Genomic DNA, 21,151 nt, shown 5'->3' on the forward strand with positions numbered 1-21,151 from the left:
ACTGCCGGAGAGCCAGCGATTGAGGTCGACATCTTTGCAGCGCTTGGAACAGAACGGATAAAATGCGCGTTCGGAGGGCTTGCCGCATTCGGGGCAGGGGCGTTTGGGCCGCAGCGGCGTGACCTTATCTGTCCGATTTTCGTCCATTGTCAGTGGGCTCCGGCGCCGGACAGCCAGTTAAAGTGGACCTTGTAGCCCTCGGCCACAAGGAGATTCACCGTTTCGTAAAGCGGCAGGCCGACCACGTTGGAATAGGAGCCGACCAGTTTGACGACGAACGTGCCGGCCAGGCCCTGAATGGCATAGCCGCCGGCCTTGCCGCGCCACTCGCCCGAAGCCAGATAGCTTTCGAGTTCCTCATGCGACAGGCGTTTGAAGCGCACGCGCGATTCGACAAGGCGCTGACGCACCTTGCCCGACGGCGTGATAAGACAAAGCCCGGTATAGACCCGGTGAGATCGGCCCGACAGGAGCTGCAAGCAGTTGGACGCCTCGTCCACCATTTCCGCTTTTGGCAGAATGCGCCGCCCGACCGCAACGACGGTATCGGCGGCCAGGAGATAGCAGCCTTCCGCCTCGCCGTCCTTTTTCAGGCGTTCATGCGCCTTTTCGGCCTTGCTGAGTGACAGCCGCTTGGCAAGCGAGCGTGGGTGTTCGCTTTTGAGGGGCGTTTCGTCGATATTGGCAGGGGCAAGGCGATCCGGTTCGAGACCAGCTTGCTGCAGGAGCTCGACGCGGCGGGGCGAGCCGGAAGCCAGGACGAGTTTCTGCAGTGCGCTCATTGCAATACCACCGACCGCGTCAGGTCTTTACTTAAAGCGGTAGGTGATGCGACCCTTGGTCAGGTCGTAGGGCGTCATCTCGACGAGCACCTTGTCACCCGTCAGAACGCGGATGCGATTCTTGCGCATGCGCCCGGCGGTGTGGGCAATGATCTCGTGTTCGTTTTCCAGTTTGACGCGAAACATCGCGTTGGGCAGCAGTTCGGTGACCACGCCTGGAAACTCCAGGACTTCTTCCTTTGGCATCCGTTACCTTCGGTTTTCAAGAATTTCCCGATCGACGACCGGAATTTGGCGCGGAACCTAGCCCATTCATCACCCTTTGTGAACAAGCCAAACCCCGGTAGAGGCCAATTTGTGTCGGTTTTGTTTCATGTTTCAAAGCGCTGCGCAATGGAAGCGGCCAGGCGGTCGCGCACGTCGCGGTAGGCGGCGATGATCTGGTCGCGCGTGCCGCTGACGACGGTGGGATCCATCGTCGGCCAGTATTCCACGTCCGCGGCGATGGTTCGCGTCATCTCGAGTGCGCGGTGATGCGCCTCCGGTGATAGGGTGATTATGAGATCGAAATTCGTGTCGGCCAGTTCCTCGATGGATTGGGGCTGACGTGCGCCCAGCGAAAGCCCTTTCTCGTCCAGTACCGCGTCGACAAACGGGTCACGTTCACCGGCGCGCAACCCGGCGGAGGCCACAAACACACCCGCCGAGAGGGATTGTCGCGCCAGCGCTTCGGCCATGGGCGAGCGAATGGCGTTCATGCCGCAAAGAAACAGCACCGATTGCGGCGTGCCCGATTTGATCTCGGCGCCGGGGTTCACGGCCGTGCCCCCGGAGAGCCGGCGTTCACGATGCGACTCAACCCCGCCAATGCAGCACGCAAACCAATGTAAAGAGCCGCCGGGCCGTGTCGAAGTCCACTTCGATCTTGTCTTTCAGGCGGTCCATCAGGGTTTGCGATCCCTCGTTGTGCAGGCCTCGCCGGCCCATATCGATTGCCTCGATCTGGCTGGGCGTCGCGCTGCGAATGGCATCGTAATAGCTTTCGCAAATCAGGAAATAGTCCTTCACGATGCGGCGGAAGGGGGTGAGCGACAGTATATGCGTGACGACCGGTTCGTCATTCTCGCGCGAAATGGCGAAAACCAGGCGAGCCTCCACCAGCGACAGTTTCAGCTTGTAGGGCCCGGCGTCCGCATCGCCGACCGGTTTGAAGCTGTTTTCTTCAACTAGATCGAAGATGGCGACGGCGCGTTCGTGTTCGACATCGGGTGTGCCACGGCCGACGGACTCGTCGAGTTCGACATCGATCAAACGTGCCGTATCGGAGTCCTGACAAGCCATCTCAGACGTCGTGTCTTGGCCGGCTTGGCGTTTCCCACGCCGCGCCGAGGTCGGTCAGCCGCGCCTCGATACATTCGACATCGAGCCGCAGCGCGGCATTGCCGGAGAAGATCAGTTCGATGACGCCGGCAGGCGAATCTTCCGCCGGCACGAAGTCGATCGCCAGAAGCGAGAGGATGTCGTCGGGACGGTTGCGGTCGATACCGGCGGCGCGGACGGACTGGACGCGGTCGAAATGCAGAACGCTGCGGCGGCGTTCATGCGGCGATCGTCTCAGAAAACGCCGCTTGGCCTCATTTTCCCAGACAAAGCGGTTGAAGGCGGCCGCGAACCGTCGGTTGGCCGGCTCGAAAACCAGGTCGCCGACCTTGACGACAGCGTCTTGCAGGTGCGCGGAGAGGATGCCGAGGTCGACATCGTCGAGCGCTACGAGCTTTAGAAAATCCATGGTCAACCGCGCCCGTCAGGTTCAGCTTGAGATACGCTCGATCGTTGCGCCGCAAGCGGAGAGTTTTTCTTCCAGCCGCTCGAAACCGCGATCCAGATGATAGACGCGGTTTACCTCCGTCTGACCCTCTGCCGCAAGGGCGGCGATGACCAGGGAGACGGATGCACGCAGATCCGTCGCCATGACGGGCGCGCCGCGCAATTCGCCGACGCCATCCACCACAGCGGTCTGGCCGGACAGCGATATCTTTGCGCCGAGACGCGCCAGCTCCTGCACGTGCATGAAGCGGTTTTCGAAAATCGTTTCGGTGATGTGCGAGCGCCCCTTGGCCATGGTCATGAGCCCCATGAACTGCGCCTGCAGGTCGGTGGGAAAGCCGGGGAAGGGCTGCGTGGTGATGTCGACAGGCGTGATGCCGCCGCCATTGCGGCGCACGCGGATGCCGGTGTTGGCACGGGTGATTTCGGCGCCGGTCTGTTCCAGGGTGCCCAGAGCGGCTTCCAGAAGATCGGCCTGCGCGCCTTCCAGCATCACGTCGCCGCCCGTCATCGCCACGGCCATGGCATAAGTGCCGGTTTCGATGCGGTCGGGGATGACGCGGTGACGGGCGCCCGAAAGGCTCGTCACGCCGTCGATCGTTATCGTGTCCGTGCCTGCACCGGAAATCTTTGCGCCCATGGCATTGAGACAGTCGGCCAGATTGGTGATTTCCGGCTCGCGCGCAGCGTTTTCGAGAACCGTTTCACCCTTGGCAAGTGCCGCGGCCATCATCAGGACATGCGTGGCGCCGACCGAAACCTTCGGGAAGACATAGCGGTTGCCGATGAGACCATTCTTCGCCCTGGCGTTCACATAGCCCTGTTCGATGTCGATCTCGGCGCCCAGCGCGCGCAGTCCGTCGATGAACAGATCGACTGGGCGCGTGCCGATGGCGCAGCCGCCGGGCAGTGAAACGCGGGCCTCGCCCATGCGCGCCAGTAACGGTCCTATGACCCAGAAGCTTGCGCGCATTTTCGAAACGAGCTCATAAGGTGCGACGGTGTCGACGATGCTGCGCGCGGTGAAATGGATGGTGCGGGAATAGCCTTTCTGCTGGTTCTCGCGGCGCCCGTTCACCGAATAGTCGACACCGTGATTGCCGAGGATACGGATCAGGCTTTCCACATCCGCCAGATGCGGGACGTTGTCGAGTGTCAGCGTGTCGTCGGTCAGAAGCGACGCGATCATCAAGGGCAGGGCTGCATTCTTGGCGCCCGAAATGGGCAATGTGCCGTTCAGCGCGTTACCGCCGGTTATGCGTATGCGATCCATCCGTTCTCACTTTCCAGGCGCCTGTGCCGTCAGCGTCCTATGCTCGGCAGCGGTGTCCAACTTTCGGGCAGTGTCCATCGTTCGGATTGTCTCCGATTGGCCAGAATGCGCCGATTGCCTTGCGGTATCGTAAAGGCCGCCTGAGACACGGCGAATTCCCGAACGCATCGCCGCCAAGCGTCCCTTGCGGAACATATTCGTTTCAAATGGTCCTAAAACATGGCCGCGCCCGGCGCAAGGCGGGGAATGTGTCGTCAAACCGTTGCTATTCCTCGGTTTCGGACGGCTGCGACCGCAATCCGTCCGGGCGCTGGTCGGCTTCTCCCTGACGGCGCGAGCGCGCCTGGGCCTTGCGGCGGGCAAGATTGGCGCGGAGCTGGGCCGCCAGGCGATTCTTGCGCGCGTCCTCACCCTTGCCTCCGGTCGCGGGTGTGTCTGGCTTTTTGGCTTTGCTCACATGTGGCTCCATGGATGGCAAGGGGCGATGGTAGCCCGCTTTTGCCGTGTCGCAAACGGCGCAACGCCGGCGACGGCGGCAATTTTCACAGACGCATATCAAAGTGAGCGCATGAATGCGAATGTGTGCTTGCGCAATGCTTTTCATTGTGGCAGAAGTCCGCCGCATCACGACAGCGGGCGCGAGGCCGCTTGGCTGTGACCGGGCCGGGACGGCCATCCGTCTCCCAAGCGCGCCCGCCTTGTGACGATGCTGCCGTAGCTCAGGGGTAGAGCACTCCCTTGGTAAGGGAGAGGTCGAGAGTTCAAATCTCTCCGGCAGCACCAGTTAAACTTCGCTTCAGTAAATCTTTCATTCGGATTTGGTGCTTCCGAGCGCCTGGTGCGTAACGGCACGCATACAAGCCGCGACGTCTTCAATGGAGGCTTGTGGCCCGGCGATCTTGCCGGGGGGCAAAATATTCTGTCGCTGCTCGATCTTTGTTCGAATTGTCATCTTCTTGCAGGTTTTGGATGCAAAGGCTATCCGGTGCAAGGGGGCGAATCTAAATTGGTTCGACAATGCAATTCTGGAATAGCACCACGGCCACAACATTTCGAAGCTCTTTGAAGTCTGGCGATTTCGCTCTAGCAGGAATCTCCCTCCGAAAAGGAATGGCAATCGGTTTAGCGAGGATAGTGAGGCGAACGAAGGCAGTACTCCTTCCCGTGGGTAATCAAAAATGGCCCGTTGCTAGGCGCCACTTCAATCGGGCGCGGTGGCATCTATTCCGCTGGCAATTGATTCAGGCCTACGCCGAAATCAACCGTAGTCTGGGTGCGGTCTATCGCCATGGTGCGGCCCATAGGCTCCATGCTTATCTGTTGGAGTTGTTGGGAGAAGAAGAGGTGGCGCGCGAGGCCGCTATCGAGGCGTATCGTAACGATCCGTTGAACCCTAAATCGTTCCAGCTTTTGAAAAAACACAATCTTGAGACCGAGATCGAAATCGGCCTTTCGATGCTTCATAATCTCCTTCGTGAGCGTCGATGGCACAAAACGTCCACTTTGAACGCAATCGAAAGTTTGAAACTGCTGGAACGTAGCGAGGACGCGCTTGCATTGATTGCCGAGGCCCGGCTCAAAGGTGTTTTTAAGAACGATGAAGAATGGGCAAAGCACCACGGTGATGCTCTTCTAAGGCTTCGCCGGTTTGATGAGGCTCTAAACTATCTCGACGACGATCTTAAACGCGGAGAATGTTTGTTCGAGTTGGGTCGATTCGACGAGGCGGAGCAGAAAATATCCGGCGCCTTGGCGGAGTTGCCGGAGGACCGGCCGCGCGGGTTTCACACATTGCTTCACATGCTCCTGTTTGCACGGGGCGCGTACAGAGATGCCTTTCTCGAAGCACGCCATCGGCATTTTAATCGGGCGCTGAGAGATGACATCAAGGCAAGTCGTTACGTTCACACCATACCGCCGCTTGTGAAAGCGCCCGCGCCAGTGGTCATTGCCGACTACGGGATTGGTGACGAAATCCGCTTTGCCTCGGTTTATCCAGACCTAATTCGTAAAGTGGATGGCTTGTCGTTCACTTGCGAACCTCGCTTGAAGACGCTTTTCGAACGAAGCTTCCCGCGAGCAAGTTTTATACCTGTGCGTAGATGGCGGGAGGAAATGCTAATCCGCGATCCGAAGTCTCGCGAAGGTGTAACCAACCAGCGTCTTGCGCTGTATTTGAGCAGGGAGGCTCTTGATCAGGTAGAGTCGTCCGGGGCGTTCACTTCGATATTCGACGTGTTGGCCGAGCTCCGCCAAACGCTCGGCTCGTTTTCGCATCGTGCGTCCTATCTAAAGGCCGATAAGACCTTGGTTGGCGCGTGGCGGCAAACTGTGAAACAGATGGGCGAGAAGGGAAGACCCAACGTAGCTCTTTCCTGGCGAAGCATCCTTCGAAGTAGCGCCCGGAACTGCCACTATCTCAGAACGGATGATCTTCATTCACTCGCAGAAGTGGATGCTACGTTCTGGTTGTTCCAGACCGGTCTCGAAGAGAGCGAAATTGAGAAGGTGAAAGGCATCCTGCCGACCGCAAAGGTAATCCCCGACCTCGATTTGCTTGACGATTTCGAAGGGCAGGCGGCTTTTCTGACTTGCATGGATTGTGTCATAGCGCCCTGCAATACTGCGGCGGAGCTTGCTGGCGCTCTCGGTGTCAATACGCTTATGTTCGGGCGGACGCATGGTGCCACCATCCGGTTGCTGCCTGGCGGTCAGGATATGTGGCACCAGTCGATGCGCGGTGTTCTGGGAGACCCAATCGAAGACAAGGCGACCTTGATCGCCAATCTCGTGAATGAACTTCGACACTCTCTGAAATAGTGGAACCGGGTGACTTCCGTGTTTCCCGGGTGTAAGCGTTGCAAATGGAGAATGCGCACACTGAAAGAAGTGCGTTTCGTTGTCGTAACAACCCAAGGTCGCCGGGAGGCCCCATGATTACCGCTTCACTGCAAGAGAAGATCGACAATCTGGACGTTGAGAGCTTTTGGGAGAAGGGGTACATCGTAATTCCCGATGCGTTTACGATGGACGAGATTGAGGCGTACCGACAGGCGTCAATGGCAACAAGGGCGAGCGGTGGTGAGCTGCTCACTCGACCCGGACTCAGCGAAGTTATCACAGACGGTCGACTGGCGGCTGTCGCGCGAAAGCTGCTCGGTGTTGAAGATATTCTTTATGCAGGCGACAGTTCGGTGACGATCAATTCCGGTCAGGTCGGCTGGCATAAGGATAATGCCGATCGTCAGGACGCAAACGCGCCCGACTGGCGGAGCCGCTACACGCAGCTTCGTTTTGGCATCTATCTACAAGACCATATCCATCACAGCGGCGGGCTGAACCTGAGAGAAGGATCGCAAGACATTGTCGATCTGACCAGCGGGAAGTGCCTCTATCTTAAGACAACGCCAGGTGACTTGGCTGTCTGGAACATGCGTATCACGCATTCCGGGAACGGTATTCTTCTCAAAGATCCGGAGGCCGCCTATCCCACGCCAGCTGAGCACAAGAACATACCGGTTGAGCAGCAAGCCCCGCTGCACGAACATCGCATGGCGGTGTTCGCCCATCTGGGCGCGAATGACAGCCATGGGCATCGTTACGCGGATTATCTGAAGACCAGGACTTACATAGTCAATATGTGGCGCCGACAGGGCTACAGCGAGGAAGTTCGTGAGGCGGTGAAGCGGGCCGGTATTACGCTCAGAGATATGCCGGCGGAGGTGGCGAACGATCCTGACGCCGGCCTTTCCAAAGACTGGAAGCCGATCCCTTACGAGGCCGCAGCAAAGGTGCCGCAGACGGAAAACCAAAAGCCTGTCAGCTTTCTTGGCCGCGTAAAGCGAAAAGCGCGTCGCATGCTTTCGGGCGCCTAGCGTTTCCAATACCTTGGGCTTCGTATCGATGGCCGGCCTTCGCGCTGTATAGCGAAGGCCTTGCCAGCTTTTCGCCGATGGTCGCAGGCTCAATCGGCAAAAGATGCCGCGACGACAAACGGCGCCATGATGCCTGAGGCAATCAGCGTAAATGTAAAGCCATAAAGCAATATAAAATCACGTCGGCTCATCGAGACTTCCCCTTAAACGCCCACGAACTCGCACGTTCTTTCAAGCGACTAAGTGTAAGTCGAATCGTCATCCATTTGATGATCGTCTGGGAAGTCATGCCAAGCCAACCGTGAGCGCAGGCGCTCGTAGTAGATGCCTGTAAAGAATGCCAGGGCGATGATCGCCAATAATGCGAATAAATCAGTATAAGACATATATTCCCCCTATCCCGGACGGGAACATTGCATCTTTGTAACATGATGTGAAGGCTTTTGAATGAGTGTGATGATGCGCACTCGGCTGCTGATGGGTGGATCCGACTGAATTCACGCCTGAAAGCGGAGATGTGGGGCTTTCTCGCATGCAAAACACCGCAATTCCCGGACCGGAGTTGCCGAAAATGCGACGAGGTAATCCTGGGGATGCTCCCACACCCTCAACAATGTCGCACCGACGCGTACCGCGCTTCAGATCTTGCGCGAAAGGGGCAGGCGTCAGGGGAGGGCCAGAATCCGTCCCCATCGCGCGAGGTCGGTTTCGCTGCCCGTCATGTTCTCAGGCGGGATGCTTATGCCGTCCAGCTTTTCCGGGCTGGCGCACATTTCCTTCTCGATCCTGAAGCCCGCATCCGTCAGCAAGTCGATGTGGTGCCGATGCCGCAAACGGTTCTGGAAATGGTTCGGGTGGTTGTACCGCTGCCATTCCTTCCGCGTATATCGCAGAAAATGCAGCATGGGGATGGTTCTGTCCGTATGAGCGTAATGGTCGCTATAGTCGATCGAGGCGGATACGAAGCCGGATGGAGCGAGAAGGCGTCGTGTCTCTTGCCAGATGGCGGCAATCGTGTCGCGGGGAATGTGCTCCAGCGTGTTCGATGAAATGCAGGCGTCGAACGATCCGGCAGAAAAAGGCGTTGCGCTCATGTCCATCGGTGCGATGTAGGCAATGCCGTAGAGATCCTCGATTTCTTCAAGGGTGCTGACCGGACCCCTCATCAAACAGCCGCATTCCTCAAGCTGCTCGATGGCACTGTTGACCAGTCCCAGGTCGAGCATGGGATTCAAATCCACAACGGTTTGCTCTATGCCGAGCGTGCATAGAAAGAGATTTTGGGCGAGATCCTTGCCGCCGCCAAACTCAATGACCCGCCGCGCTGCGCGTTCCTTTATATTCTCGTGGTGAAAGGCCCAACTGTCCTTGATTCCGCCGATCCTGCGTCTCGAACGTCGTGTGATGTGCTTCTGCACAAAATACAATAGCGCCGGGCTCGTGTGTGAAGCCAGATAGAAAGCCGTGCTCTTTAGTTTCCATGGAATTTGCATTCCAATTGTATATATATAAATATATGTTTCGTAAATGATATATAAGTACGTACTTTATATGCCGATTGTCCTTAATTTGTATTTCTGAGAATTCTTCAAAAAACCTCAAGTGTTGAAATCTCTGCCGTCCCGGGGGCATTCTCGTATCAAACCGGTTTACGGGCTTTGTTCAACAAGATCACCGTAACGCTCGCACCCTTTAACGCGTAGGTGCCAGGTTCCGTCGTTGGCGCGGCTTACTTGTTCATAAGTGTTGGCGAGTGCTTCCTGAGTTTCAACGGAAACTGTTTCGTTACAGCCATTTCGATTTCGTTCAGTGCATTCTGCGTTCCTTGCGTTGTCCGATGGAACAGGGCCTGCCGGCAGCCCGGATTGCGCTGCCGGGGCGTCATGTCCATCCGGTCGCCGAGTGCAGCGCGATGGGCACGCCGCCGCGGAAGCGCGGCGTCCGGCGCGATCGTTGCGGGATGGTCCGTTGCGTGAACGACAGAAATCTTGATCGGAGAGGACGGCGCCGGAACAGCGTTCCAGAGCGCAACGGTCGCTCTCAAGACTTGCGAAAAGCGAGAGATAATGCTGCAGAAATACCAGATCAACAAACACGGTGGGGCATCGGAAAGCGTTCCGAGCGCTGAAGCGCAACTCCAACCGTCGCGGAGCGGACGAGCGAAGGATGAGCGACTAGCCGTGCTCGAGGCGCTCCTTGAGAATCCGGGTTTCCGCGCTTCGGATCGCAACAGGCGCTTTTTGCGTTTCGTTGTCGAGGAAACCATTGCGGGTCGCGCCGACAGGATCAAGGCTTTCACCATAGCGGTCGACGTGTTCGGCCGGGACGCGAATTTCGACGCGACCGTCGATCCGATCGTCCGCATCGCTGCCGGCCAATTGCGCAAATCCTTGCGGGATTATTATGCCGGTCCGGGGCAGGCGGATCCGGTTCAGATTTCCATTCCCCTGGGCGCTTACGTTCCGACCTTCGAACGGCGGACTTCGACGAGCACACTTCTCGGATTCATTTCCCGGCAGATGGGCAAACCGCGCATCTGGGCCGCGGGCGCTGCGGTTGCCGCGATTGCCGTTTTCGCCTTGTCGGCGGCCACCGTGCCTCACTGGCTGGAACGCGTCGGGGGCGCGGGTCACGAGGGACCGGCTGTTCTGGTTCTCGATAGCGCCCGAACCAGCCAGGAAAGCGCCGAGGCAACCCAACTCGCGGACATGCTGAACGATGCATTGTGGTTGAGTGTCGGCCGCGAAGGTGCAGTCCGATCAGTTGGCGTGCGGCCGGACGAGGAGCTCCAGAGTGTGGTTTCGCGCATCAAGACAATGTATGGGACCGGAAGCGACGTCTTCGAACTCCTGACCCGGGTTCAGGTGGAAAATGGGGAGGCGCGCATCTATTGGCATCTTCTGGATTCGGCATCCCGCGAAGTGCGCATCTCTTCCGTAACGAACGAGGCATTCCAGCCGGGCGCGAAGGGAGAACTGGTCGAAACGATAGCGGCAAAAGTGGCCGCCTCTCTGTTCGGATATGAGGGCGCCTTGGCCCGCTATCAGATGAACGACGCCAAAGTGGCCTCCCACAACACCGAGAAGTAAGGGTGAACCCGTGCAATGGGGAGCGGTCGTCGTTCGGCTGCGTTTGTTTCGAATCGAAGCTGCATTTGCTGCCCGGTTCGAAACACGCGCTCTCGGTTCCGACCCAATACGAAGACGCACCTTCGTTCGGAAAATGCTAACGTTTCAGGCGTGGGAGGCGCAGCTGTTTCCGTGAGGAAGGGCTGAATGCGGGATGATTGCGCTTGCATTCGCCAAGGATATCCAGGTCGACCGGCCCCTGCCTGACCAGCAGAATATCGACCTCGGCGCTGGAATAGCCGTGTTCCGCCATTTCATCCAACAGCAGGAAGATCGAAGCGTGATCCGTGAGGGGTTTTGCAGGCACGACGCGATCCGGTGAAAGCGGCAAGTCACGCGAGACACACGAGCCGGCGTAAGAGGGTCCCAAAGCCTCACCTGCACTTCCAGGAAGCGAGGCGAGACTTTGGGAGAAGCCGGCCCGGGGGGCGGGAGGACCGGCTTTGCGGAACACTTCGCGAAGGTCGCGAAGTGTGTTCTTCAATCGCGGGCTAGGGCGGTGAAACGCCTGCACCCGTTGAGAAAGTCGGGAAGACTGAATTTCGGCGAGAAAACACCATCGCCCCATCCGCTCCGCTTCTTCATCTTATGGTTGTAGATTGCGCGATATGCAGCTTATACGGAAATCAGACAAAGCTTTTTCTTTGACCCTGAACGTCTTTTCGGAAAAGGATTCGTCGATTGACAGCCGGCTGAGGGCGCGTCATAAACTTGCGTCTATTTTGAGAAACAAATGTTCTATTCGAGAATGATTATGAACAGTGTTTTAGGGGGAGGAAAATGGACACATTTCTGAGTGGCCTCAAAGCGGCCGTGGACACACTTGGCGCAACGGTTCTGTTGCCCATCGTCATCTTCATCATCGCCGTCGTGTTGGGCGCGAAGGTCGGCAAGGCGTTTCGCGCCGCCGTCACCATCGGTGTCGCCTTTATCGGCATCAATCTTGTGCTCGGTCTCATGCTCGGCTCGATCGGCGACGTGGCGCAGGCCATCGTGACCAACACGGGCATTCAGCGCGACATCGTCGATGTCGGCTGGCCTTCGGCCGCCGCGATCGCCTTCGGCTCCTCGGTGGGCCTGTGGGTGATCCCGATCGGCATTGCCGTCAACATCGCACTGCTTCTGACGCGTATGACCCGCACGCTCAACGTGGACGTCTGGAATTTCTGGCACTTCGCCTTTATCGGTTCGCTGGCGGTCGCCGCGACCGGAAGCCTGGTTTACGGCCTGGCCATTGCCGCTCTTATGGCGGCGCTGTCGCTGCTTTTTGCCGACTGGTCGGCCCGCGCGGTGCAGAAATTCTACGGCATTCCGGGCGTTTCGGTTCCGCATCTGGCGTCTGCGCAGATCCTGCCGATCGCCATTGTGATCAACTGGATTATCGAGCGCATTCCCGGCATCAACAAGGTCAACATCTCGACCGAGACCATCGAGCGCCGCTTCGGCGTGTTCGGTGAGCCGGTGGTGCTCGGCCTGATCATCGGTCTGGTGCTGGGCGTTATTGCCTATTACAACGCCGGCGATTTCGGCACGATCCTGTCCAAGGTGCTGCAGACGGGTATGACGCTCGCCGCCGTGATGCTGCTTCTGCCGCGCATGGTGAAGATCCTCATGGAGGGCCTGCTGCCCGTGTCGGAAGCCGCACAGGAATTCGTGCGCAAGCGCACCGGCGACCGCGAATTGCTGGTCGGTCTCGACTCGGCGATCCTTATCGGCCATCCCGCGGCCATCTCCGCTTCGCTGATTCTGGTGCCGATCGCCATCATCCTGTCGATCGTTCTGCCCGGAAACCGCGTGATCCTGTTCGCCGATCTTGCGGTCATTCCCTTCATCGTCGCCATGACGGCGCCGCTGTTGCGCGGCAATGTGTTCCGCATGGTGATCGTCGGCACGGTAACTCTGGCCGCCGGCTTCTATGTGGCCAACGCGCTCGCGCCTCTGTTTACCAGCGCCGCCGTGGATTCGGGCTTCGAAATGCCTGAGAACGCGGTGCAGATCACCTCGGTGGTCGACGGCTTCCTGTGGATCTCCTATGTGGTCATCGCAGCGATCCGGAACCTGGGCGCTGCCGGGCTGGGTGTGCTCGCCGCCGTCATCGCGGCCTGCTTCTGGCTCTACCACCGCAACACGCTCGCCTGGGAACGGGCGGCTGGCGCGGAGGACGACGACACCACCGCACAGGAAGGCTGAATAGGTTAGTGAATGGCTGAAGCCCTTATGAACCACATCGACCCCGAGGCGATTGTCCTCGGGGTCGACAGCGATAGCCGCGAGGCTGTCATCCGACTGCTTGCCGACAGGTTGAAGGCCGCCGGCTACGTGAAAGACAGCTTTGCCGACGCGGTGCTCGCGCGCGAAACCACCATGCCGACGGGTCTGCCGCTCGGCCGTGCGGTGAACGTCGCGGTGCCGCACACGGATCCGGAGCATGTCTTGAAGCCGGGCATCGCGCTGGCGACGCTCAAAAAGCCGGTAACTTTCGCCAATATGGAAGACCCGGACGAGCCGGTGGAGGTGGGCCTGGTCTTCCTGATGGCGCTCAACGACAAGGACCGGCAGATCGAGATGCTTCAGGAAATCATGGCGACCATCCAGAGCGAAGAGGCGATTTCCGGCCTCATGCAGGCATTATCGGTTGATGATGTCACTGCGGTTCTGAAACAGTGACCCATTGATCGGGAGAAACTCATGAGCAAGAAAACCGTTCTGTTCGCCTGCGGCACCGGTATTGCCACCTCCACCGTGGTTGCAAATGCCGTGACCGAGGCCATGAAGGAACGCGGCATCGCCATCGATGCACGCCAATGCAAGGCGACGGAAGTGCGGTCGGAGCTGAACGGCGTCGACCTGATCGTCTCCACCACGCAACTGCCCGCCGATCTCGGCGTGCCGTCCATCGTAACGCTCGCCTTCCTGACCGGTATGGGCAAGGACGAAGCCCTCGACAAAATCGAGGCCGAGTTGCGCGGCTGAGGCGCGGGGCTCTTCGCCCGTCGCTCACCCGACGAAAGCAAGGCAACGGCCCGTTATCCGAGCGGTAACGGGCCGTTGCCGCATCGGGAGCCTGCGAACCCTTTCAAGCCTTGGCGGTGTTCGCGGTCGCGCGTTCGGATCGGGTGAGGCGCGCTTCGACAGCACGTTTTGTCGCCTCCAGATCGCGCGGCTGCCCCGACATTTTCTCGATTGCAGCGATGACGAGATCGCGCGCGTGGTAATCGGGTTTATGGCCGAGGCCGCGCACGCATAACAAACGGGCATCCGGTAAGTCGCGGGCGAGCTGTCGGGAATGGATGTCCGGCGAAACCACATCGTCCCGGGTGCCGGTTATGATGACGGTCGGTGCCTCGATCGCCCCGTACCGCTCACGATTGCGCTCGGTCCAAGCGTGCAATGCGCCGATCTCGCGCGCATTGTGTCTGAACGCGCCCGGTTCGATCGCTTCCCGCACAACGGTTGCCTCAACATAGTTTTCCGGCGTCGGATTGGGGGCGAAAACGGAGCGGACGGCTTTTCGCATGGTCAGCCGTCCAGCGAGAGGCACCACGAGCCGGCTGAACAGGCCTCCGAACGTCCGGTGCCTTGCCGCGTCGTAATACCAGGCGATTCCGCCCGGCCATGGATAAAGGGCCGGTGCCAGGAGAACCAGACCCAAAACGCTTTCGGGCTGGTTGAGCGCCATTGCGGCTGCGACCGCACCGCCATATGAGTGTCCGACGATGATGGCCCTGGCGATGCCTTTCGCCTTCATCAGCCGGGCAATGGCTTCGGCCTGACCGTCGGGCAGGACAGTCGCTTCCGGTCCCTTGTCCGAACGTCCGTGCCCGGGCCTGTCTACAAAGAGCAGCCGCGCCCGCCCCTCCAGCGCCGTTCGAAAGCAGAAAAGCGGGTCGAGAAGAGTCGCGCTCGCGCCATGGATGAAGACGAGCGGAGGCAGTTCCGCTTCGGTGCAGTCGAGGTGAAGACTGTTGAGGCTGAATTCACCGAGGTTCGTCCTCGTGCCACGGCCGTGGTCAACCTCGCCTGTTCGCCAATCCCCGGCGGCTTGAGCGAATTCCATGATCGCGTCCTTGCCTGATCCGCCTCGTTCCGAAGCGCTACTGCTCATATGAAACGGCGCCGGCCAAGGCAACCGGGTAGCCGAACGATCATGGAGCCCGCAGCACAGCGAGAATGCGCCCTTCGATTTCCCCAACGGCTTGCGACACGTCCTTTCGCCGACGATGCAGATCGTCATCCCGGTTGCCAAGATAACCATCCCGCGCGAGCGCCAGTGTGTCCGACGCTTGATCGGACAATTGCGGCCGCGCCCAATCCGCAGCGGCGTTCTTGGACACGAACCGTCCCGTGGCAGCCGTTTTCCACATTCGCGCCAGCGTCAGGAGAACATTCCGTTCATCCCCGTCGACAGTCTCGACAAGGTCCGGCAAGAGATCGCCGATCGCCCGGCGTATGAGGTCCGGAGCGACGTCCGGGATCAGGTCGGCAATGTCCGGACCGATCAGTGGGACGGCTTCCTCGCGCGCCTGAGCGAGAAGCAGGGTGAACTCCGGGTTCGATTCGGCTTGCGGCACCGTGCCGTTTTTCAGTTCTCCCCGCAGCCATTCGCCATAGACGAATTCGACACGGGCGGGATACGGCATCGGGTCAAGGTCGGCCAAGCCGACAATGACGACCTCCAACGGTCGTCGCCCCGCGGGATCGTGAGGATAAATTCCGGAAATGCTCATCAGATCGGCCGACAGATGTGGGCGCCGTGAAACGGGCAGCGGCCTGTCCACGACGGCCAGAAGGTCAACGTCACTGCGCTTGCGCAACCCTTCGGCAACGGCGGAGCCATGCAGGTGGACCGCGATGAGAGAGGAGCCGAGCCGGTGTTCCAGAATTGGCAGCGCGTCGGTGGCTTCGGGCGGAATGCTCAGCTTGTCGATGCGGGTCTCCATAGGGTGTGGGCTGCTATCATGGAATGTCAGATTTACGGCCACCGTTGGCAGCAACCGGGAAGGGGCCTGTTTTGCTCTCCGGCTTAACCTGCTTGGCATATGGATGCGACTGGAGGCGTTTCGTCCGTATCATAGACAGGCCAGCACGTCTGCTCCCGATGTCAGCGGCAATGATAACGCAACCCTTGCAGGGGTTGTGTTTGCACCGGCGTGACTAATGCGGGCGAGGCACGGTGCTCAGATACTCCTCGAGACGCGGAAGGTCCATCGGTTTCCCGAAATACCAGCCCTGGCCGCACAGGTCGGCCGAGACCGCGTGAAAAAAATCTGCCTGGGCCGCGGTCTCGATGCCTTCTACAATCATGGTCATGTGCAGTTGCGACACCAATCCGGTTATCTGCCTGGCAATGATCCCGGTTTTCCCGTCGGCCGCGATTTCGTTTGTGAAACTTCGATCCAGCTTGACGCCGTCCAGCGGCAACGCCGCCAAATAGGAGAGGCTGGAGTACTCGACGCCGAAATCGTCGACATAGATGTAGTGCCCGGCCTTGCGCAGCCGCTCGATGCCCGCCCTTAGCTCATCGATCCTTGCAGTCATCCGTTCGGTAATTTCAAAACCGAGCTGCGCGGACTGCACGCCGTGCAGCCGGCAATGCTCCTGCGCGAAATCCTTGAAGGCCGGATCCAGAATGTCCGCAGCCGCGACGTTGATCGTTACAGAGAGCCCAGCGTTCCCGCGCAGCAGGTGCGCTGCTTCTTCCAGTGCATTCCGCAGGACGTATCTTGTGAGCTCGTTCACATATCCAGCCTGTTCAGCGGCCGATACAAACAGATCCGGCGGCACAACGGAGCCGTCGGGGAGATGCCAGCGTGCGAGAACCTCCACGCTCAAAATCCGCTTGTCGGAAAGCCTGACGATCGGCTGATACACAAGCGACACTTCTTTCGCCCGCAGAGCTTTTCGAAAACGATTGGCGAGAGAATTGCGGTCCGCATGCATCGCGCCCAGCCCCAGACCGCCGGCCGCGCCCGCCAGAAGGCCGATAAGCGCCAGCCCGCCCATAAGCGCCAGGCGTCGTGATCCCCTTTCCTCCCGAACGGCGGCTGCAACGCAAAGCGGACGGGCCTGAGAGCACACCACCTCGTGCCATGCGCCATCGATCAGGACGGGTTTGCCTTCGGTGAGCGACAGATCGTTCCGTCGGGACACGCCATCGCGCTTGAACTGAATTTTCTGATTGCCATTCGATAACCCAAACAGGCTGTATTTCAGTCCCGGATGCGACAGAGCGCCGATTGCTGCGTGACTGATCAGAACGGATGCACTGTCCCTTGCCAGCACCAAACCCGTACTGCCGGGCCATTGAGCCAATTCGACGGTCAGGAAAATCTGCAAGCCTTCCGATGTTACGTAATCGGGCTGACCGTTGGAGATCGGAGCGGCAAAGCGCCCTTGTTCGCCTGTGCAAATGAGATGCTCGCCAAGGCGGCGACCGGCGCTCTTGAGGTAGCGTGAATTCAGAGCGACCCTTTGCAGATTTTCAATGTCCCTTTGGGAACACGGCGTATAGTGGGATTGATTGATCGAATCGAGCGTCGTGACAGCCTCGGCGAGAACGTCGTCGGCCCTCAGAAGGTATCCCGATACGACCCTTTGAATGTCGAACCGTTTCAGCATCCGGTGAACGAGATGGCCCGCGGCGGCACCGGCCAATATGCCGACTGCTGCTCCGCAGACCACGAACAATCCCAGCCCTGACAAGATTTTCTTTCTCATACGACGCTCTGCGTGAGTGGCTCGGCAATTCTTGTCGTTGATGGACGCAGGTCTTCACGCACAGATCAGTCGTCGATATCAAACTCCAACATCCGGCCGTCGGCGGCGAATTCGGCATCGAACTCTCGGCCATCGGCGAGCACGCCTTCGATCTCAATGCCGCCGCCGCGTTCGAATTCTATTTTTTCGAGCTGGGCATCCGTGGGCCACGATGCGTTGTCGCTGATCGCAGAGGGGACGAGAGATTGAATTTCGCCGATGGGAAAAAGACCGTTCCCGCGAGCCTCGACATCTTCGATTATGCCATCCCCGTCGAGATCGACTTCCACGCGGACGCCATTCGGTAGAGAACCGCGCACACGGCGACCATACTCCGCGCGGGGCTTTTCGCGGATCTGGATGTCGGAAAGCTCGAGGTCGACAACCGCTTGCGGCAAATCCTGACCGGCGGCATAGCCCGACAAAAGGAGGCCGACCGAGAGTGCGACACCGGGAATTACGCGTTTCATACCTTCACCTTCTGCAAAACTCTCAAAATAGATAATGGGCGCGCCGGGTATTCCTTCCGAGGATGCGGATGCGCATCGACGGTGACAAGCGCGCCATACCCTCCACGAACGGGAGCCGCCGCCCTGACGAATGCATTGTCGCCATGTGGCAGGATTACTCAAGCAGCGTTGTGATGATCGCCTCGCTTTCCCCGTGAACCGGCCAGGATGACTGTCCTGTCTTCTCTCGGAGACATCAGGCATCCCGGAATGCCGGTTTCGGGCGTCGCCTTGGTCGCGCGGGAGGGCGAAGGTCGACGTCGCCGCCTGCATCTGGGAGCGGGGCTACTGCAACCTGCTTTCAACCGGCGGCTGGGGCTCCACCTCCTCTTGTTCGGTCTGTATTTGACTAACTGTCTGCGTTTCAATTTCTTCGGCAGGCAGAAAGACGGGGCCGACGACCCTTACCTTCTGGCTGACCGGTTCGGTCGCATCGATCGAGGAAACCACTTCCGGGCTGGGTTCAGGCCTGAAACGAGGAAGTGGAATGATCGCGTTCGACAGATCGCGTGGGGTCACGGTTCTCGCTCTCAATGCATCCACATGCGCGAAATAGCGGTTCCAGTCACAGCGTCCAAGATTCCCATCATCCTGATACCGAAAAGCCGTCGGCAACTCGCTGTAGGGATTGCCGGTTTCAACCGAGAGCATTTCTTCCGTCTCGAGCTCGGGATCTTCGAGCACGTAGAGCCTCATGCTGTCGTCATCACAGATGAAACGGCACTGGTCGATATAGGTCTTCGTGTCGCCCTTTTTAGCGAATTGTGAATGAGGCGCGGGAAAGAGATAACCATCGGATGGCCGCACGCAATAATACAGCGCGTTCCCGGCATATTTCGGGCCGGTTCTTCTCGGCTTCGTTCGTTTTGCAATACGCTCTTTTTTTGCAGTACGCTCCTTTTTTGCAGAACGCCGCTTCACGCCACACCCAAGCTGCTTATAGCGTGCCCTCAGACGCGCATTTTTGGTGCCGCCATTGGACGCCACCGCGAGTAGCTGCTCCGCTTTTGCACGGCGTTGAGCGAGACCGCGGCAGGCGTTGAACAAGCCGCCCGCAGCGGCTTTGTCGGTGGTGCAACCGCGTTTTTTCTCGACTACACGAAGAGCGGAGATCTGACGTCGGATCCGGGACGCCTGAGAACTCGAAGCGCCAGCGTTGGCGCGCATCTGGCTTCTGATTGCTGAACAACTTTCCGCCAGGGACGGTTGTGATCCTGAGAACACGATCAGGCCGGCTATCGGAATTATGATCGAAAAGCACCACATCGTCTTGCTCCATCTTACATTCGAGAGGGCTGTTCGGTGGTCGGTTTTCTGCGAGAGCGCAGAATTCTTCAGCGTCTCTTGCGAGGTCGCAGCCGCACGCGGGCCCGCAGTCGGTTCCATGAATACGAGCCGCGGTAAGGCGGGCCGTTCGGGCTGTCCAAAAGGCGCAGCCAGGCCGCTGACAAACCCGCTCGCCGATACGGCGTGGACGGGGGGCTTGAAGCTTCTGCGAGGAGGGCGTCGCGCATCATCGGATTATCCCCTCAACGCGGGCGTGGGCGCGGAGGCCTCGGACGATGACCGTGATGAGGTGGGCGCGGGCGATTGCCATAATGGGGTGGCCTTGGACGATTTCCCCAATGAGGCGGTTTGGGACGATGCCCCCACTGCGGTGGCCGCGGCCGACCGGGAGATATGATCGGCAACCCGATGCGGGGGCCGACATAGAGCAAAGATCGGCGACGGTTCTGATAGACCGCCTGGAGATAGTTGCTGGAAACCCAGCCGCGTCGGCCGGCAAAACGCACGTCACACCAGCTGTAGCCTCTGAGGCAACCGTGAATGGTTACGCCTGCGCCTGCCGGCACAGTCGCGATCCGTCCGTACTCGGTGCCCGGGCCGGTCCGCATGTTCACGTTGCCGGTGGCATAGGCATTGGCCGCATGGGCCAGGGAAGAAAGCGATATGCCAAAAAGGAGGGCGGCGCCTGCCGCAATTGTCTTTGTCCGCATCACTGTCCTCGTTCCGCCCCTCCGCGAGCGCGGAAGGATCTGTTGGTCGTTCAGTTGCATTGCCGAGAAACACGCGCAGGACTTTTCGAAGCCCCATTGTTCAGAACGCTGCCATCGGCTTCGATGCGTTCGCCGGATTATCCGCGCGCAGTCATCTTGTTCTTGATGAGGCCGACCACGACCTGGACAACCGCGCCGGCCACCCCGCCACCGACAAGTTGTCCGGCCATTGCAGCGATATCGGAACCCGCAGCCGCACCTGCGGCGGGATCGCCCGTCGCTCCGCCAAGCAGTGTTCCAAGCAGTTGCCCACCGCCAACACCGCCGACTGCGCCGGCGATTAGGTTGCCGACATTTCCAAGGTCGGATTGCTTGAGCGCCTTACCGCCCGCCGCTCCGCCGATGGCACCGCCAACAAGCTGTGCAAGTATAGCTTCCATTGTAAGTCCTCCATGATCGGTGAGATGACCCGCCGAGCATCCGCGCATCACCGTTTGATGTTGAACTAGGGGGTGCTATCGAAGACCTCCGGTCTGCCGTGGTAGAGGTCCGTCGAAACGTCGGTTGTGGAGGAGAGGTACGGCCTTGCCGTAGGCCCACTCATGGGCCCGCCGTGCTGTTGAAACGGCGTTCCGCTATCGCGGATATATTTGCAGTCGCCTGCTGTAGGGCCGAAAGAGAAGGCAGTCCGAGCGAATTCGGAAGAATGAAGGACGACTCCGGAAACAAATGCCTTACCAGGCACAAGACTTGTCCGGGATATATTAACGCACCGCATCTCAGTTCCTGCATTCGTTCTGGTTGCTGCCAGAAAAATTACCTCTCTCCGTTCCCCGCTAAAATTACGCCACGAAAATTACCAAAAAACAACAATAATATAACGAATTTTCGCCATTTTTGACGATCGCCGTTGGTATTGTGCTGCATCCAGTGCTTTCCCCTTTGCGGTTTGAGGCCGAATTTCTGGCGGATTTTGGCGGAGCCGATCTATAAATCCCCGGCGC

Annotated in this window: 25 protein-coding genes, 1 tRNA gene and 1 pseudogene; 10 read left to right on the plus strand and 17 right to left on the minus strand. The window is 59.1% G+C overall.

Features of this window, described 5'->3' with window-relative positions; all coding sequences use genetic code 11:
* The 8 genes from yacG to QZ638_RS08120 all read right to left on the minus strand — a co-directional run.
* Positions 1 to 147, minus strand: a 147-nt coding sequence (gene yacG, locus QZ638_RS08085) for a DNA gyrase inhibitor YacG (RefSeq protein ID WP_295808790.1), incomplete at its 3' end; no start/stop codon positions are given.
* Between the two features lie 2 nt (positions 148 to 149).
* Positions 150 to 782: a Maf-like protein gene (locus tag QZ638_RS08090; RefSeq protein ID WP_295808711.1), complete on the minus strand. Its 633-nt coding sequence runs from the start codon at positions 780 to 782 to the stop codon at positions 150 to 152.
* Positions 783 to 809: 27 nt separating this feature from the next.
* A complete protein-coding gene (infA, locus tag QZ638_RS08095; RefSeq protein WP_006200926.1) occupies positions 810 to 1,028 on the minus strand; it encodes a translation initiation factor IF-1 in 219 nt (72 codons plus the stop codon).
* Between the two features lie 125 nt (positions 1,029 to 1,153).
* Positions 1,154 to 1,600 (minus strand): low molecular weight phosphatase family protein, encoded by a 447-nt coding sequence (locus tag QZ638_RS08100; RefSeq protein ID WP_295808738.1) that lies wholly within the window; start codon positions 1,598 to 1,600, stop codon positions 1,154 to 1,156.
* Between the two features lie 37 nt (positions 1,601 to 1,637).
* The gene (locus QZ638_RS08105; RefSeq protein ID WP_295808740.1) at positions 1,638 to 2,123 is read right to left on the minus strand and encodes a UPF0262 family protein; all 486 of its coding nucleotides are present in this window, start codon (positions 2,121 to 2,123) and stop codon (positions 1,638 to 1,640) included.
* Between the two features lies 1 nt (position 2,124).
* Complete coding sequence (locus QZ638_RS08110) at positions 2,125 to 2,571, minus strand: DUF2948 family protein (protein WP_295808741.1); 447 nt, start codon at positions 2,569 to 2,571, stop codon at positions 2,125 to 2,127.
* Between the two features lie 21 nt (positions 2,572 to 2,592).
* On the minus strand, positions 2,593 to 3,882 hold the full coding sequence (gene murA, locus QZ638_RS08115; RefSeq protein ID WP_295808743.1) for a UDP-N-acetylglucosamine 1-carboxyvinyltransferase: 1,290 nt from the start codon (positions 3,880 to 3,882) through the stop codon (positions 2,593 to 2,595).
* 265 nt (positions 3,883 to 4,147) lie between these two features.
* Positions 4,148 to 4,339 (minus strand): hypothetical protein, encoded by a 192-nt coding sequence (locus tag QZ638_RS08120; protein WP_366936219.1) that lies wholly within the window; start codon positions 4,337 to 4,339, stop codon positions 4,148 to 4,150.
* 251 nt (positions 4,340 to 4,590) lie between these two features.
* On the opposite strand from QZ638_RS08120, the gene QZ638_RS08125 reads away from it, so the two are divergent.
* From QZ638_RS08125 to QZ638_RS08135, 3 genes are all read left to right on the plus strand, one after another.
* A tRNA-Thr gene (locus QZ638_RS08125) sits at positions 4,591 to 4,665 on the plus strand.
* A 381-nt stretch (positions 4,666 to 5,046) separates the two neighbouring features.
* Positions 5,047 to 6,702 (plus strand): hypothetical protein, encoded by a 1,656-nt coding sequence (locus QZ638_RS08130; RefSeq protein ID WP_295808744.1) that lies wholly within the window; start codon positions 5,047 to 5,049, stop codon positions 6,700 to 6,702.
* Between the two features lie 113 nt (positions 6,703 to 6,815).
* Positions 6,816 to 7,757: a hypothetical protein gene (locus QZ638_RS08135; protein WP_295808746.1), complete on the plus strand. Its 942-nt coding sequence runs from the start codon at positions 6,816 to 6,818 to the stop codon at positions 7,755 to 7,757.
* 239 nt (positions 7,758 to 7,996) lie between these two features.
* Here QZ638_RS08135 and QZ638_RS08140 read toward each other — a convergent pair whose 3' ends face one another.
* Both QZ638_RS08140 and QZ638_RS08145 read right to left on the minus strand, forming a co-directional pair.
* A complete protein-coding gene (locus tag QZ638_RS08140) occupies positions 7,997 to 8,143 on the minus strand; it encodes a hypothetical protein (RefSeq protein ID WP_295808748.1) in 147 nt (48 codons plus the stop codon).
* Between the two features lie 279 nt (positions 8,144 to 8,422).
* Positions 8,423 to 8,998, minus strand: a complete 576-nt coding sequence (locus QZ638_RS08145) for a class I SAM-dependent methyltransferase (RefSeq protein WP_295808750.1) — start codon at positions 8,996 to 8,998, stop codon at positions 8,423 to 8,425.
* 825 nt (positions 8,999 to 9,823) lie between these two features.
* Here QZ638_RS08145 and QZ638_RS08150 point away from each other — a divergent pair.
* The 5 genes from QZ638_RS08150 (at position 9,824) to QZ638_RS08170 (ending at position 13,858) form a co-directional block, all read left to right on the plus strand.
* Entirely contained in the window at positions 9,824 to 10,846 is a 1,023-nt protein-coding gene (locus tag QZ638_RS08150; RefSeq protein ID WP_295808752.1) for a hypothetical protein, read from the plus strand.
* A 193-nt stretch (positions 10,847 to 11,039) separates the two neighbouring features.
* Positions 11,040 to 11,207 carry a hypothetical protein gene (locus QZ638_RS08155; RefSeq protein ID WP_295808754.1) on the plus strand — a complete coding sequence of 56 codons (168 nt, stop codon included), beginning with the start codon at positions 11,040 to 11,042 and terminating at the stop codon, positions 11,205 to 11,207.
* Between the two features lie 458 nt (positions 11,208 to 11,665).
* Entirely contained in the window at positions 11,666 to 13,075 is a 1,410-nt protein-coding gene (locus tag QZ638_RS08160) for a PTS transporter subunit IIC (protein ID WP_295808756.1), read from the plus strand.
* 12 nt (positions 13,076 to 13,087) lie between these two features.
* Complete coding sequence (locus QZ638_RS08165) at positions 13,088 to 13,552, plus strand: PTS sugar transporter subunit IIA (RefSeq protein ID WP_295808758.1); 465 nt, start codon at positions 13,088 to 13,090, stop codon at positions 13,550 to 13,552.
* 21 nt (positions 13,553 to 13,573) lie between these two features.
* Complete coding sequence (locus tag QZ638_RS08170; RefSeq protein WP_295808760.1) at positions 13,574 to 13,858, plus strand: PTS sugar transporter subunit IIB; 285 nt, start codon at positions 13,574 to 13,576, stop codon at positions 13,856 to 13,858.
* 103 nt (positions 13,859 to 13,961) lie between these two features.
* Here the strand turns inward: QZ638_RS08170 and QZ638_RS08175 are convergent, their stop codons facing one another.
* The 4 genes from QZ638_RS08175 to QZ638_RS08190 all read right to left on the minus strand — a co-directional run bounded on the left by QZ638_RS08175 (position 13,962) and on the right by QZ638_RS08190 (position 18,111).
* Positions 13,962 to 14,942, minus strand: a complete 981-nt coding sequence (locus QZ638_RS08175) for an alpha/beta hydrolase (protein WP_295808761.1) — start codon at positions 14,940 to 14,942, stop codon at positions 13,962 to 13,964.
* An 88-nt stretch (positions 14,943 to 15,030) separates the two neighbouring features.
* Positions 15,031 to 15,825, minus strand: a complete 795-nt coding sequence (locus tag QZ638_RS08180) for an aminoglycoside adenylyltransferase family protein (RefSeq protein ID WP_295808763.1) — start codon at positions 15,823 to 15,825, stop codon at positions 15,031 to 15,033.
* A gap of 214 nt (positions 15,826 to 16,039) precedes the next feature.
* Positions 16,040 to 17,602, minus strand: a complete 1,563-nt coding sequence (locus QZ638_RS08185) for an EAL domain-containing protein (RefSeq protein ID WP_295808765.1) — start codon at positions 17,600 to 17,602, stop codon at positions 16,040 to 16,042.
* 65 nt (positions 17,603 to 17,667) lie between these two features.
* Positions 17,668 to 18,111 carry a hypothetical protein gene (locus tag QZ638_RS08190; RefSeq protein ID WP_295808767.1) on the minus strand — a complete coding sequence of 148 codons (444 nt, stop codon included), beginning with the start codon at positions 18,109 to 18,111 and terminating at the stop codon, positions 17,668 to 17,670.
* Positions 18,112 to 18,179: 68 nt separating this feature from the next.
* On the opposite strand from QZ638_RS08190, the gene QZ638_RS08195 reads away from it, so the two are divergent.
* On the plus strand, positions 18,180 to 18,308 hold the full coding sequence (locus QZ638_RS08195) for a hypothetical protein (protein ID WP_295808769.1): 129 nt from the start codon (positions 18,180 to 18,182) through the stop codon (positions 18,306 to 18,308).
* A 127-nt stretch (positions 18,309 to 18,435) separates the two neighbouring features.
* Here QZ638_RS08195 and QZ638_RS08200 read toward each other — a convergent pair whose 3' ends face one another.
* A complete protein-coding gene (locus tag QZ638_RS08200; protein ID WP_295808771.1) occupies positions 18,436 to 19,317 on the minus strand; it encodes a DUF2865 domain-containing protein in 882 nt (293 codons plus the stop codon).
* A 217-nt stretch (positions 19,318 to 19,534) separates the two neighbouring features.
* Between QZ638_RS08200 and QZ638_RS08205 the strand changes: the two genes are divergently transcribed.
* A complete protein-coding gene (locus QZ638_RS08205; RefSeq protein WP_295808794.1) occupies positions 19,535 to 19,834 on the plus strand; it encodes a hypothetical protein in 300 nt (99 codons plus the stop codon).
* 73 nt (positions 19,835 to 19,907) lie between these two features.
* Here the strand turns inward: QZ638_RS08205 and QZ638_RS23315 are convergent.
* Together QZ638_RS23315 and QZ638_RS08215 are read right to left on the minus strand one after the other, a co-directional pair.
* Positions 19,908 to 20,207, minus strand: a pseudogene (locus QZ638_RS23315) (SH3 domain-containing protein); the annotation flags it as partial.
* Positions 20,208 to 20,284: 77 nt separating this feature from the next.
* A complete protein-coding gene (locus QZ638_RS08215; protein ID WP_295808772.1) occupies positions 20,285 to 20,587 on the minus strand; it encodes a hypothetical protein in 303 nt (100 codons plus the stop codon).
* Positions 20,588 to 21,151 lie beyond the last annotated feature (564 nt).

It is taken from the genome of uncultured Nitratireductor sp., assembly GCF_913053745.1.
GTDB lineage: Bacteria > Pseudomonadota > Alphaproteobacteria > Rhizobiales > Rhizobiaceae > Nitratireductor.